Consider the following 13,011-nt stretch of genomic DNA (forward strand, 5'->3'; position numbering starts at 1 on the left):
GGATGACCCGCCCACCCTAGACCCGCCTCCGGCTCACCCGGGGCGGCGGGCCAGCTCGACCAGGTCGACCGTCGTCCGCGGGTCGTCGACCTCGATCACCAGCCGGCTGTACCGCTCGTCGGCCAGCTCGATCACCACCGCCTTGGCCGGGTTCTTGACGTCCCAGAAGACCCACTCGCCGCCCGAGCGGAAGGTCCCGGCCGTGATCAGCCCCGGGAAGTGCGTGCCGCCGACCCGGATCCCCTTCGGCTCGCGGAGGATCCCCGGGTCCAGCGTGGCGCCCCGGACGTTGGCGAGCGGTATCTCGATCCGGCTCTTGATCGCCCAGAGCCGGTCGAGACCGGCGATCTCGACCACGAGGGTGCCGTCGGTGACGCTGACGTTGGCCATGGATGCGTTCCCTTCGTTCTTTCGACTGCGAGGAGACTGCGAGGAGGTTGGGCAAGGGCCCGGGCGGTGGGGACCGAGGCCGTCGGACCCGCACGGTGGGGCTCTGCCCGGTGGGCCCCGGCCGGGGTCAGGCCGTGGGGGCGACCCGTTCGGCGAGGGCCTGCACGGCGTCGGGCGTGGGTGCGTCGGCCCCGGCCCGGGCCCGCATGCGCAGCCCGAGCACGGCCGCGGCGAGCACGCCCGCCGCCCGGTCGTCGCCGAGCACCTGACCGATCGCCCGGTCGAGCGCGGCCACGCCCTCCGCCACGAGGGCGGCGACCTCCGGGTCGCTCCCGGCCCGCTCGACCGCCGCGGACAGCAGCAGCCCGGCGGCCGGTCCGCCGTCGAAGTCCGCGGCGGCCCGGGTCAGCACGGTGGACAGGTCGGGTGCCTCGGACAGGCCGGCCGCGACGGGCAGCACCTCCAGGTCGAGGTGCCGGCGCAGGGCTGTCAGGTAGAGGCCGCGCTTGCTCCCGAACACCTTGTAGAGGCTCCCCCGGTGCACCCCCAGCCCCGTGACCAGGTCGTCCACCGAGGTGCCTTCATAACCCCGGGTGGCGAACAGTCCTGCTGCCGCCTGAACGGCCTCGTCCTCGTCGAAGGCGCGTGGTCTTCCCATGCCGATGACCGTAGGGGTTTAAGAACGTCCAGTCAAGAACGAGTGTTCTCAAACACCGGCGGGCAGGACGCCGGTGGCGGTCCGGTCGCCGGGCCCCGGGTCAACCGGCCCGCCGGCCGGCCCGGACCGGGCGTGACCAGGCGTGACCGGCCCCGGCCTGCCGCCCCTCAGCCGGCCAGCACGTCGCGCAACGACCGCGCCTCCTTCACCAGGCGGCCCGACCCGGCCCGGGCCGCCACCGCACTCACCTCGGGTATCGGGCCGCGGGCCGAGCAGCGGCGCGCCGCGTCCGCCGCGACGGCGACGAGATCGGCCGTGCCCCGGACGGACTCGCCGGCCAGGAGCGCCGGCAGCGCCGGGGCGAGGACGGACCAGACGGTGGCGTAGGCGCCGGTGCCGGCGGCGGTGGTGAGGGCCGCGAGGAGACGGTTCGGCTTGACGGTCCCGCAGGCGACCAGCTCGCCGAGTTCGCGGCCGAGCAGGGCGCCGTCGAGGTCACCGCGGGCGGCGAGGACCAGCAGGGCGTCGACCGCGGCCGTGCGGTCCTCGGGGAAGCGCGCGCCCAGGCCGTAGGCGACGGCCAGGTGGAGCGCGAGGCCGGCCCGGCCGCCCGCCTCGGCGAGGACGGGGAGCAGGGCGGCCGCGCCGCGCCGCTCGCGGTCCGCGCAGTCGGCGAACCAGTCGAGCCAGCGGGCGGCCTGCTCCTCCCGGTGGTGCGGGAGCATGGCGGCCCAGTGCTCGGTCGGCCGCCAGAGCCACTCGTTCTGCTTCCGGGCCCGGGCCACACTGGGCTCGGTGGCGTCGAGCAGGGCCCGGAACTCCGCGCCGAGCCGCTGCCCGGCCGGGCCCTCGGGGCCGGCGCCGAGGCCGGGCTGGGCGACGGAGACCCGCGTGAGCTCCTCCCACCAGCGGTCCCAGAAGGGGCGGCCGCCGCCGCCCCGGCCGGGTGCGAAGACCGCCCGCTCCGAGGGCAGTCCGGGCACGCCGCCGTCGCGCAGCCACCGCGCCACCCAGCGCCCGGCCGGCGAGGCCAGCCGCCCGGCCGCGGCGAGCACGGCCTCGTCGGTGGTCGGGGCGAGCCGCAGCAGGGCCGCGTGGAGGTCGGCCTGACCGGGCGTCGAGCCCGCCGCCTCGTACACGGCCAGCCGCTCGACCAGGGCCGCGGCGGCCAGCGCGCCCGTCGCATCGGTCGGGGTGGCGAGGAGCAGCGGCGGGCGGTCGGCGGTGACCCGCTCGGCGGCCTCGCCGAGGCGGGCGGCCAGCACGTTGCCGTACGGCGTGTTGTGCTCGCCGCGCAGCGGGTGCCGGTCCTTCTTGCGGAGGACGAAGCCGCGCTCGTGCGGGTGGACGTGGCCGGCGACGGCGGCCGCGACGTACAGGACGTCGCCCGGCCCGCAGTCGTGCCAGCGGCCCACGCCGCTCCACCGGTGCACCCGCAGGACCGGCTCCAGCGCCTCGGCCAGCGCCGCCCGGTCGCGGTGGGCGTGCCGGACCAGGCCGTCCAGGGTGCGTTCGAAGACCGCGACGTCCGGCTGTGCGGCGGCCATCAGCGCGGACAGCTCCTCGGCGACCTCGGCCGCGGTGGCGATCGGCCCGCCCAGCGGTACCGGCAGCGGGGCGGGCGGAAGCAGGTCGCTCCACCCGGTGTCCGGCTCGTCGCCGCCGACCGGCGCACCCAGCAGCTTCCCGGCGCGCGCGTGGTGGGCCGGGTTGAGCCCCTCGGCGGCGGAGCGCAGCTCGGGCAGCACCGCCTCGCCCGCCGCCGCGAGGTGACGCGCCACCACGTTGAGCGCCCGCTCCTGGACGGCGGTGTCGGGGTGGCCGAACGCCTCGGCCGCCGCCAGCACCACCGGCCCGGCCTGCTCCGGCGATCGCTTCGCCGTCCTGTCCAGCCAGCCCAGCTGGGCGCGGACGAGCTTCTTCTCCGTCCGGAACAGCACCACCGACGAGGCCTCCACCAGCACCTCGGGCCCGACCAGCCCGGCGGCGTCCAGTTCGGCCAGCGTCCGCTGGGCGTGGCCGGCCGCCGCGGAGAGCCCGTCCAGCAGGGCGACCAGGCTGCGCGCCCGGGCGGCGTACTCCTCCGGGGTGGGCGCGAGGGCGGCCAGGACGGCGAGGAAGGCCCGCTGGTCCCCCGGCTTGCCGCCGCGCACCAGCCGGGCGAGGCACCGCTCGATCAGGTCGGCCCGGTCCAGCCCGCCGTCGGCCGCGAGCATCGCGACCGCCTCCGGCCAGCAGTCCCCGGGCCGGTCGGTGAACCTGAATTCGAGCTGCCAGCCGATGTCGGCGAGCTCGAACACCCGGGGCACCAGCACCGGCGTGAAGGCGTCCTCGCGCATGCGCTCCAGCAGCGTCCGGACGCGGCCGCGGGTGCCGTCCCCGTCCGCCAGCCGCCGCAGCCACTCGGCAGTGAACGCCTCCGTGTCGGGCACCGGGCAGCCGGTCCGGCGGACCACCTGCTCGATCAGCGGGTAGAGGTCCCAGCTCCAGCCCGATCCTCGGCGCGCCGCGAGCCGGGTGACCACCTCGACCTGCCACTCGGCCGGCTGCGCCGCGACCACCTGGGCGAGCGCCGGGTGGCGGGCCCAGGAGCGGCCGGCGAAGTCCCGCCCGCCGATCCAGGTGGCGGCGCCGGCCGGCCCGGCGTGGCAGCCCGCGCCGGCGACCAGGAGTGCCCCGGACTGCGCCGACGCCTCCTTCGACCACTCCCCCCGGACCTGCTTGCGCAGTTCCCTGAGCGCGGGCAGGCAGGCCCGCCGCTCGGCCGGACCGAGCGCCGCCACCAGGGCCGGCAGCTGCGGGGTCCGGCCCTCGCGGACCGCCGTCACCAGTTCCTCGACGCCGTTCATGCGCCCGCCCCCACCGTGTCCGACGCCTTCGCCGCGTTCTCCCGGACCATCCCGACCGCCAGCGCGTGCTTGCACGGTCCGCGCCCGCCCCGGTACTTGGCCCACCAGAGGCAGGTGCAGCCCACCGCGCCCGCCCGGTCCGTGCGGACCCGCTGGACGTGGTCGTCCACCGTCACCGTGGCGAGCTCACCGCCCGCCTCCAGCCGGACCGCGCCCGCCGCGACCAGCGCGTGGGCGGCCCGCAGCCGCGGGTTGCGCGCCTCGGCCCGGCCGGCGTCGTAGGGCAGCTGCCGATGGAAGTACGCGGCCTCGGCGGTGTCGTAGCCGATCTGCCCGGCGGTGCCGAGCCGGGTGAGCGCGGCCCGCACCCGGGCCGGGGTGAGCCCGGACTGCTCGGCGAGCTCGGCGATCTCGATCCGCGGCTCCCAGGCCAGCAGGACGGCGACCAGCTCGGCGTCCTGCTCGGCGGTGCCGGTGGCCAGCGCTCCGAGCACCCCGCCCTCGCCGGAGAAGCCGCGCGAGACGTCGGGCGACAGGGTGAGGGTGAGCCGCATGCCGGGCAGCACCACCTCCCAGGCCGAGGCGGCCGGGCCGTCGCCCGCCACCGGCCCGTAGACCCGCAGCGCCGACGCGTGCCGCAGCACCCGCTGCAGGGCGGCCAGCCGCTCCGGCCCGGGCAGGCAGACCGCCCCGGGAACCGGCCGGGTGGTCGGGCGCAGCGTCCGCCCGGCCGGAACGATCCACTGGACGGTGCGCGCGCCGCCCCGGCCGCCGCGCGGCAGCGAGCGCAGGAAGCGGACGGCCTCGGCGGCGGGCAGCTCGGCGCGCAGGTCGAACCCGGCCGCCGTCACCTGGGTCTCGGCGAAGCCGCGCAGCCAGCGTTCGGGCAGCGGCACCTTCTTCTCGACGACCGGCCCGTCGAAGGTGGTGACCTCCAGGGCGTCCGGGCCGACGGCGAGGTGCAGCGGGTCACCCGGGCCGATCCGGGTGAGCGCCTCGCGCAGCGGGTTGTTGACGTCCACGTTGGTGGTGCCGTGGCCGATCTCGTCCCCGTCGAGCCCGGCCCCGAGCACGTCGAGCCGGGCGTAGACGCCGCAGCAGCCGGAGAAGGACTCGAACCGCAGCCGGTCGCCGTTGGCGGTCACCACGGGGTCGAGCGAGGCGCGCAGCTGGGGCTGGTAGTAGCGGGCGGCGGCGACGTCGGCCACCGCGAGCAGCGCGGCGGCGGCCGGCGCCGGGTCGGCCAGGAAGCCCGCGAAGAAGCGCGGGTTGGAGACCGCCCCGAGGGGCGTGGCACCGCCGGAGGTCTCCAGGGCGAGACGCGGGCCGTCGGCACCGTCGGAGACGGCGGACGGGCGCAGATAGGCGTACGCGTATGCGGCTTGCGACATGCCGAGGACGCTAGGAGGGGGTACTGACAATCCGTCGGGAGAACCCCACCACTGGAACAGGTTCTACAACGATGTTCGCCCGAAAGGGTTACCCAGGTCACACCATCGGACCGTTGGCTTCTGCCACTATGGGCCGGTGACCGACGTGACCGAACAGGAGAGACGGGCCACCGACACCGCCGGCCCGTTCGCCGAGCTGCTGCGGATCGAGCGGCTGGACGAGAACACGTTCCGGGGCCGGTGCCATGCCGGCGCCCCGATGCGCGCCTTCGGCGGCCAGGTCGCCGCGCAGGCGCTGACAGCAGCCGGGCTCACCGTCGGGCCCGACCGCCCGGTGCACTCGTTGCACGGCTACTTCCTGCTCCCCGGCGACCCGACCCGCCCGATCCGCTACGAGGTCGACCGGGTCCGCCAGGGCATGTCGTACGTCACCCGCCGGGTGACGGCGGTCCAGGGCGGCGATGCGATCTTCACGCTCTCCGCCTCCTTCAAGCGGCCCGAGCCCGCGGCCGACCGCCACCGGGAGATGCCGCTGCTGCCCGGCCCCGAGGAGCTGCCGGACGCGCTCTCGCTCTGGGACGAGGCGGCCCGCGCCGAGCTGACCCGCTCCAGCGGCTTCGGCTCCCTGGAGCTGCGGTTCGTCCCGCCGGACGCGCCCGGCGTGCCCGCGGCCGTGCCCGGCATGCCGCAGCAGTTCGTCTGGCTGCGCACCGACTCCCCGCTGCCCGACGACGACCCGCTGCTGCACGCCTGTGCGCTCACCTACCTCTCGGACCTCACGCTGGCCTCGACGGCGGGGCTGCACGTCCAGCCGAACTTCTTCCAGCGCGCCGAGGCGCCGAGGCTGATCATGGCCTCGCTGGACCACGCGATGTGGTTCCACCGTCCGTTCCGGGCCGACGAGTGGCTGTTGTTCGCCCAGCGCAGCCCCTCCTCCTCGGACGGCCGGGGCCTGTCGCTCGGCGAGTTCTACGACCGGGACGGCCGGCTGGTGGCCTCCGCCGTCCAGGAGGCGCTGCTCCGCGACCGCTCGGCCCGGAAGCGCTGACCGGCGCCTCCGGCCGGGCCCGGAGCCCGGTGGACGGCGGGCGAACGAGGGGCGACCGGTCGGCGTCATACTCCTGAGCGGCCCCGAGCCGTATCATGGTGCGGGTGACCAAGGTTGACCTGTCACCACGGCCGGTGGAGACGATGTCTCCGCGTCAGCTCGAACGCCGCGAGTCCCTGATCGCGGCCGCACTCGCCCTGGTGAACGAGATCGGCGTCGAGCGGCTGCAGATGAAGCAGGTCTGCGAGCGGTCCGGAGTCGCCCTGGGGACGGCGTACCGCTACTTCTCCTCCAAGGACCACCTGTTGGCGGCGGCGATCGCCGAGTGGCACCGGCTGCTCCTGGCCGACCTGGTGGCGGAGCTGCGCGGACCCCGGGCCGGGCCGGCCGCCACCGACCGGGTGGTGCGCTTCGTCCGCGGCGGCATGCGCGCCTACCAGCGCCAACCCGAGCTGGCCCGGCTCCGGGTGGCCGTCGCCGCCTCCACCGACCCGTTCGCCAGCGAGGCGCTCCAGGGCATGGCCCGCGCCGACAGCACCGCGCTCCAGGCGGTGATGGGCGAGGTCCCGGCCGCCGCGAGCGACCTGGTGCGGCACATCGTCGGCCACGCCTGGCAGGGCGAGCTGACCGCCTGGGTGACCGGCCGCACCACGCTCGGCGACGCCCGGCGGCGGCTGGAGGACGTGGTGCGGCTGGTGCTGGCCCCGTACGAGACGCCGTACCCGGCCCCGTACGAGGTCCAGCCCGCCGGCTGAGCGGCCGGCCGCCCGTCCGGGCCGCCGTGATCAGGTGCCGTGGCGTCGTCGCCCGGGCGGCCGTCACCGGGTGGAGCACCACCGCGTCGACGAGATGGCCCTCGCGGTCGATCGGGGAGACCTCGGACCGGGTGTTGCCGCGGCAGTCCGTCGCGCGTGGGCGCGCAGCTCGTGGGGGCCCGGCCGCCCGGGCGCCAGTCGGTGCTCCACCGTGTCCGGTTGCCGGCCCGCGGCGCGGAGGTCGCGGCGCGGGGGTCGGCGCGGGCGCGGCTGTCGACGAGGCCCGGGCGGTGCTCCGCCCGGGCAGCCTCTCAGCGCGGAATCCCCTGGTCACGCCCGGGACCACCGGGCCGCCGCGGGCCCCGCGTCAGCCGTTCCGGAGGTCCGCCGGGGCGGCACCGCGTTCCCGTCGAAGCGTCATCGCGCCTTCCTGCGAACGGAGTTGATCCGGAATGTTGACCTTCACATCGGTGTGAACACGTACTGTCGTGAGCGAAGGAAAAGCCAACGGCCGTTGAGGAGCCACCCGTCATGACCGAGAAGCCCGCCACCCCCGCCCCGCTCGCCCGGACCGTCGTCGGCTCCGGCCCCGGTCTGCTGCTCGCCCACGGCGCCGCCGGCAGCGGCGTCAACAACTGGGGCCCGCTGCTGGAGGACCTCGCCGCCCACCGCACCGTCGTCGCCCCGGACTTCCCCGGCTCCGGTGACTCCCCGTTCGAGCCGGTGGCGCCCACCCTGGACGAGCTGGCGGACCGGCTCGTCGCGGCCGCCGTCGAGGAGGGCCTGGAGACCTTCGACCTGGCCGCCTACTCGATGGGCGCCGCCGTGGCCGTCCGCGCCGTGAACCGCCACCCGCAGCGGGTCCGCTCGCTGCTCCTGATAGCCGGGGTGGCCGGCGGCGACCACCGCCTGCGGATCACGGCCGAGCTGGCCGTCGGCCTGGCCGACCAGCCGGAGCTGATGGCACGCTTCCTGCTCTCGGTGGTCTTCGGGTCGAGCTGGGTCAGCTCGCTCACCCCCGAGCAGCTCGCCGGCCTGCACGCCAACCTGCTGACCCCCCTTCCGGCCGCCTTCCGGCAGCAGTTCGAACTGGTGGGTTCGCTGAACGTGCGGGACGAGCTGGGCTCCATCGCGGTACCGACGCTGGTGATCAGCCCCACCGAGGACATGTTGGTGCAGCCCAGCCAGCACCGCGCCCTGGCCGACGGCATCCCGGGCGCCCGGTTCACGGAGCTGGCCGCCGGCCACATGGCCGTCGTCGAGCAGCTGCCCGAACTGCGCAAGCTGATCCTGGACTTCCTCACCGGCCCCGCGGAGTAACCGGCCCGCCGGGAGCCATCGGAGCCGCCGGAACCACCGGGAACGGCCCCTGCACCGGCCCCGGCCCCGGAGGGAACAGCATCGGGCGGGCGGGCGTTCCGGTGATCATGCGCATCGGAGAACTCGCCCGCCTGACCGGGGTGTCCACCCGTCTTCTGCGGTACTACGAGGAGCAGGGCCTGCTCCGCCCGGAGCGGTCCGCCGCCGGCTACCGCGAGTACGGCGAGGACGCCCTGGTCCGGGTGCGACAGATCCGCGGCCTGCTGGCGGCGGGCCTGTCCACCCGGGTGATCGCCGAGATCCTGCCGTGCGCCACCGGCCCCCTCCCCGCCCTGGAGGCCTGCCCCGACCTGCTCGGCACACTGCGCGGCGAACTCGCAGATCTGGACGCCCGCATCGGCGAGCTGACCCGCAGCCGGCAGGCGCTCGCCCGCTACCTCGACACCGCCGTCCCCACCACGCACGTGGCCGCCGAACAGGCGCCGCCGGTGTACACCGCCGCCTGACGGACCGCCTCGGGGCGAGGGCCGCCCCGGCTCCTGGACGATCTTCCACTGGGCCCGGCGGCTCTCGTGGGCCCCGTTCGCCGGCACCTTCATCGCCCGTATCCCGCGGTGCCGCGCGACCGGCCGCACGACCGGCCCGCGCGACCGGCCCCACGCACGCGGGCCCTCCCGGGACGAACCGACGCCCGCCCCCCATCCGGACTTCACCCACGCGTAGCGATCGTTCACACCGCCCTGGAACGCTCCCTGACATGAACGCCAACCCTCCGGCGACCCTCCAGGATCCGCGCTTCCCGCTCCCCCAGCGCCACCGCCGATTCCTGGCCTGCGCCGCCGTCCTCGCCTCCATCGCCCTCGGCACCCTCGGCGTCGGCGCCACCGTCGAAACCGTCCAGCACGGCCCGGTGGCCGCGGCACCGGCCAGCCGGTGATGTGATCCGGGCCACATTCAGCCGTGGTATGGTCCGTGGTATGGCTACGACCAAGAAGTACACCGTGACCCTGCCTGAGAAGCTCGCGGAGCAGATCCGCGCCCAGGTCGGCCCGGGCGAGTTCAGCCGGTATGTCACGCAGGCCATAGAGCGCCAGGCCGAGCGGGACAGACTGAACGAGCTGGTGGGCTGGTGGGAGTCCGAGTACGGCCCGGTCCCCGACGAAACGCTGCGCGAGGCCGAGGCCGAGCGGCACGAACACGACGCCTGGTTCGCCGCCCGCGAGGCGCGCGCACTGGAACAGGAACGGCGGGCCAGTTGAACACCGACCTCGTCTACGTTCTCGACTCCGAGGGCCTGTCCCAGGGGGCACTGGGCACCACATCCATGGGTGCGCGACTCAAGGATGCGGCACGGAGCGGAATCCGAGTCGTCACCAGCTCGATGACCATGATCGAGGCGCATCACGAGCGCATCAACAAGGCCGCCTGGAACTGGACCCTCTCCCGCATCGTCGTCGAGCCGGTCACCCAGGAGGTCGCCGAGGAGGCGGTCGTCCTCCTCCGGGACGCCGGGTTGCACGGCCACAAGTACGCGATCGACGCCGCACTGGTCGCCGTCGCACTTCGGCAGTCCGGCAGGGTCGTCGTCTACACGTCCGACGTCGACGACATCGAACGCATCTCCGGCGGACGCCTGAGAGTCGCCCGACTCTGACCCTCAGGCCCGCTGTTCCTCGCGCGGCCCGGCCGGGGCGGGGATGGTGACCGTGGCGTCCCGGCGTGAGTGCCGGCCGGTCCCCGGGGCCGGGAGGAGGTCGGCGGCGGGGGCGTAGCGGGCGGCGGGGGCGCGGAGGAGCCAGCCCGGGGGGCGGGTGCCGCGGGGGGTGGGTGCGAGCAGGCCCATCCGGTGGAGCAGGTCGAGGGTGTCGCGGCGCAGGGCGGTGCGGTCGGCGAGGTAGTCGCGGCGCCAGCCGGCCGGGAGGCCGTACTCGTCGGCGAGGTCGCCCAGGACGCCGTCTATCAGCGCGTCCGGGACGGGGACGTCCGCGTCGACGGCCTCGCCGGGGAGCGGGCGGACCTCCTCGACGAGACGCTCGACCAGCAGCAGGGCCGCCTGGGCCACGGTGCCGGCCCCGGGCAGGGCGAGGTCGGTGAGCTCGTCGGCGGGGTCGACCAGGGCGACGCCCTCGGCCCGGATCTCGGCCTCCAGGCCGAGGAAGTCGGCGAGGGCGGCGGGGCCGGTGTGCCCGTGGTCGCGGAGCCAGGTGCGCTGGTCCTCGGTCAGGTCGGCGGCGAGGACTGCCGGAGTCTCGGCGAGGCGGCGGCGGACGGCGGTGCCGGGCTCGGCCTCGCCGGCGCGGCAGATCAGGCCGGCGGCGTCGGCGGCGAGGGCGGGCGGCCCGGCGGGGACGGCGCGGGCCAGCTCGCGGTCGACCGTCAGGACGGCGCCCTCCTCGGTGAGGTCCGCGGGTATGTCCGCGAGCACCTGCCAGTCGGCGAGTGCGGCGAACGCCATGGCGAGGTCGGCGAGGTCGGCGGGGGCGGCGGCACGGTCCGGCCCGGGTGCGGCGGCGCGCATCGCGACGAGCAGCCGGCCGAGCGGGAGCTCCTCGGGTGCGTCGACCAGCAGGGCCAGGGCGAGGGCGAGTTGGGCATAGCCGCCGGGGGTGAACGGGGCGCCGGTGCCGGGGTGTTCGAGTCGGCGGGCGGCGCCCGGGCCGAGGCCCGCCTTGCAGAGGCGGGCGTGCCAGGGGCCGACCACCAGGCGGTAGCCGAGCAGGGTGTCGAACCGCTCGGTGAGCCAGTCGCGGTGACGGCGGATCAGTGGGAACCCGTCGGCGTGCGGCCCGGAGGCGGTCACCAGGGGGTGGGCCAGCAGCAGGCGGGCGGCGATCCGGCGCTCGGCGGCTGCGGAACGGTCCTGCGTACCGGCCGCGGAGGAGCGCGACTGTTCGGGCTTGCGGTGCTTGCCGGGCGTGCCCGGCTTCGCGCCCGAGGGGACGACGGGCGACGCGCCCGCGTCGCGCCGGGCCCGGCGCAGGCCGCGCGCAGCACGGGCCTCGCGGGCGCGCAGCGCGGCGGGGGCGTGCGCGGTGGGGCCGTGCCACCAGCTGACCTCGGCCCCGGCCGGGCCGGGTGCGAGACCGGCGGCCGGCTCGGCGGGGACGCCGAAGTGGCGGGCGGGGTAGAGGCCGAAGGAGGCGGCGCAGAGGTCGTCGGCGGTACCGGGGCCGGCCTCGGCGAACCAGCGGGCGAGCCGGAGCAGTCCCGGGTCGGGCGAGAGTCCGGCGGCCTCCGCGGCCGGGCCGGCCTCCTGCGGAGCGTCAGGCCCGGCTTCGCGTACGGCGACGACGGCGTCGGTGGTGCCCCGCCCCGCCCCGCCCGCGCGCCCGTCCGACGTGCCGCCGGCCACCTGCGTGGCGCCGGCCGCGTACTCCTGCTGCTCCATGTCGTTGACCAGACTAGACGGTGGGCCCGGCGCCCGCTGGCAGCAAGGGGACCCGGTACCGAATTGGCCGGCCGCGCCCCGGTGCGACGCCGCCCCGCCCGTCGCCACGCCGCCCCGCCGGTCACCACGGTGCCCCGCCCGCCGCCGCGTCACCCCGCGGGCCCGACGGCCGCTACGCGCCGGTAACAAGCCCCTTCCCCGACTCGGGCCCGGTCGCCTAGGGTGCGAACGAACAGGCCGGCCCGCCGCGCCACGTCCGCAGCACCGCCCGCCCCGCCCGAACTCCCGGAGGACACCGCCGCATGAGCATCCGCACCACCACCCGCGCCGTTCTCGGCGGGCGCCTGCGCAGCGCCACCGGGCTGCTCACCGGCTTCGCCGCCACCTCGGCCGCCCACCTGGGCGCGCTCCTGACCGACACGCCCGCACTGCGGCACGCCACCAAGCCGGCGCTGATGCCGTTGCTGGCCGCGCACAGCGTCACGGCCGCCACCACGGCGGGCCGGGAGGCTCCGAAGCTGCTGGCGCCCGCGCTGCTGCTCAGCGGGGGCGGCGACGTACTGCTCCAGCTCGGCGACGACACCGCGTTCCTGGCCGGCATGGGTTCCTTCGCGGCGGCGCACGTCTGCTACGTGACGATGTTCGTCCGGCAGGGGGCGCTGAGCGACAGGCGGCGGGCGCTGGTCGTCGCCGCCGCGTACGCGACCGCCTGGGCGGTGATGGTGGGCCGGCTCTGGCCGGATCTCGGCGACCTCCAGGCCCCGGTGGCCGGGTACAGCCTGCTGCTCGCCTCGACGGCGGTCACCTCGGCGGGGCTCGGGTGGCGGACGGGCCTGGGCGGGGCGCTCTTCCTTCTCTCCGACACGCTGATCGCCACCAAGCTGGCGAAGTGGCGGGAGCTGCCGGGGCATCAGTTCTGGATCATGGCCACGTACATCCTGGCCCAGTACCTGCTCGCCAACGGCGCCCTGCGCGCCGCGGAGGCCGCCGGGTCCGCGGAGTCCTCCGGACCGGGAGGGTCCGCCGACGCCCCGCAGTGGCCGGGGGCCCGCGCCGTCACCGTCTGAGGACCGGCCCGGAACAGGACGGTGGCGCCCGGGCCACCGCCCCGCGGCCCCACACCGCCCCCCCAAAGACCCCCCGCCCGCGCGGCCACGCCCGCGGCGGGCCGTAAGGCGGGGCCCGCACCCGTCTAGTATAAAAAAAAAACAG

Annotated in this window: 13 protein-coding genes and 1 pseudogene; 9 read left to right on the plus strand and 5 right to left on the minus strand. The window is 76.3% G+C overall.

The window, feature by feature from the left end:
* Window positions 1–33: 33 nt before the first annotated feature.
* The 4 genes from ACFC1F_RS12465 to ACFC1F_RS12480 all read right to left on the minus strand — a co-directional run bounded on the left by ACFC1F_RS12465 (window position 34) and on the right by ACFC1F_RS12480 (window position 5,288).
* Complete coding sequence (locus ACFC1F_RS12465) at window positions 34–390, minus strand: hypothetical protein (protein WP_376157599.1); 357 nt, start codon at window positions 388–390, stop codon at window positions 34–36.
* Window positions 391–517: 127 nt separating this feature from the next.
* The gene (locus tag ACFC1F_RS12470) at window positions 518–1,048 is read right to left on the minus strand and encodes a TetR/AcrR family transcriptional regulator (RefSeq protein WP_209408863.1); all 531 of its coding nucleotides are present in this window, start codon (window positions 1,046–1,048) and stop codon (window positions 518–520) included.
* 167 nt (window positions 1,049–1,215) lie between these two features.
* The gene (locus tag ACFC1F_RS12475) at window positions 1,216–3,897 is read right to left on the minus strand and encodes a DUF6493 family protein (RefSeq protein ID WP_376157601.1); all 2,682 of its coding nucleotides are present in this window, start codon (window positions 3,895–3,897) and stop codon (window positions 1,216–1,218) included.
* Window positions 3,894–5,288, minus strand: coding sequence for a winged helix-turn-helix transcriptional regulator (locus tag ACFC1F_RS12480; RefSeq protein WP_376157602.1), 1,395 nt, complete (start codon window positions 5,286–5,288; stop codon window positions 3,894–3,896). The genes ACFC1F_RS12475 and ACFC1F_RS12480 overlap by 4 nt, the downstream gene beginning before the upstream one ends.
* A gap of 136 nt (window positions 5,289–5,424) precedes the next feature.
* Between ACFC1F_RS12480 and ACFC1F_RS12485 the strand changes: the two genes are divergently transcribed.
* From ACFC1F_RS12485 to ACFC1F_RS12520, 8 genes and pseudogenes are all read left to right on the plus strand, one after another.
* Window positions 5,425–6,336, plus strand: coding sequence for an acyl-CoA thioesterase II (locus ACFC1F_RS12485; protein WP_307852861.1), 912 nt, complete (start codon window positions 5,425–5,427; stop codon window positions 6,334–6,336).
* A gap of 104 nt (window positions 6,337–6,440) precedes the next feature.
* Window positions 6,441–7,091 (plus strand): TetR/AcrR family transcriptional regulator, encoded by a 651-nt coding sequence (locus ACFC1F_RS12490; RefSeq protein ID WP_206670930.1) that lies wholly within the window; start codon window positions 6,441–6,443, stop codon window positions 7,089–7,091.
* Window positions 7,092–7,622: 531 nt separating this feature from the next.
* Window positions 7,623–8,411 carry an alpha/beta fold hydrolase gene (locus tag ACFC1F_RS12495; protein WP_209408874.1) on the plus strand — a complete coding sequence of 263 codons (789 nt, stop codon included), beginning with the start codon at window positions 7,623–7,625 and terminating at the stop codon, window positions 8,409–8,411.
* A gap of 107 nt (window positions 8,412–8,518) precedes the next feature.
* Window positions 8,519–8,917, plus strand: coding sequence for a MerR family transcriptional regulator (locus tag ACFC1F_RS12500; RefSeq protein ID WP_376157605.1), 399 nt, complete (start codon window positions 8,519–8,521; stop codon window positions 8,915–8,917).
* 28 nt (window positions 8,918–8,945) lie between these two features.
* A pseudogene (locus ACFC1F_RS12505) lies at window positions 8,946–9,032 on the plus strand (BCCT family transporter); the annotation flags it as partial.
* Window positions 9,033–9,168: 136 nt separating this feature from the next.
* Window positions 9,169–9,348, plus strand: coding sequence for a hypothetical protein (locus ACFC1F_RS12510; RefSeq protein ID WP_245203948.1), 180 nt, complete (start codon window positions 9,169–9,171; stop codon window positions 9,346–9,348).
* Between the two features lie 40 nt (window positions 9,349–9,388).
* Window positions 9,389–9,670, plus strand: coding sequence for a hypothetical protein (locus tag ACFC1F_RS12515; protein WP_376157607.1), 282 nt, complete (start codon window positions 9,389–9,391; stop codon window positions 9,668–9,670).
* Window positions 9,667–10,065 (plus strand): hypothetical protein, encoded by a 399-nt coding sequence (locus ACFC1F_RS12520; RefSeq protein ID WP_148641717.1) that lies wholly within the window; start codon window positions 9,667–9,669, stop codon window positions 10,063–10,065. Before ACFC1F_RS12515 ends, ACFC1F_RS12520 begins: the two co-directional genes overlap by 4 nt.
* A gap of 3 nt (window positions 10,066–10,068) precedes the next feature.
* Here the strand turns inward: ACFC1F_RS12520 and ACFC1F_RS12525 are convergent, their stop codons facing one another.
* Entirely contained in the window at window positions 10,069–11,799 is a 1,731-nt protein-coding gene (locus ACFC1F_RS12525; RefSeq protein ID WP_376157609.1) for a DUF2398 family protein, read from the minus strand.
* Between the two features lie 302 nt (window positions 11,800–12,101).
* On the opposite strand from ACFC1F_RS12525, the gene ACFC1F_RS12530 reads away from it, so the two are divergent.
* Complete coding sequence (locus tag ACFC1F_RS12530; RefSeq protein ID WP_209408892.1) at window positions 12,102–12,866, plus strand: lysoplasmalogenase; 765 nt, start codon at window positions 12,102–12,104, stop codon at window positions 12,864–12,866.
* The last annotated feature ends 145 nt before the right edge of the window (window positions 12,867–13,011 follow it).

It is taken from the genome of Kitasatospora sp. NPDC056181 (assembly GCF_042266225.1).
In the GTDB taxonomy this organism is placed as follows: domain Bacteria; phylum Actinomycetota; class Actinomycetes; order Streptomycetales; family Streptomycetaceae; genus Kitasatospora.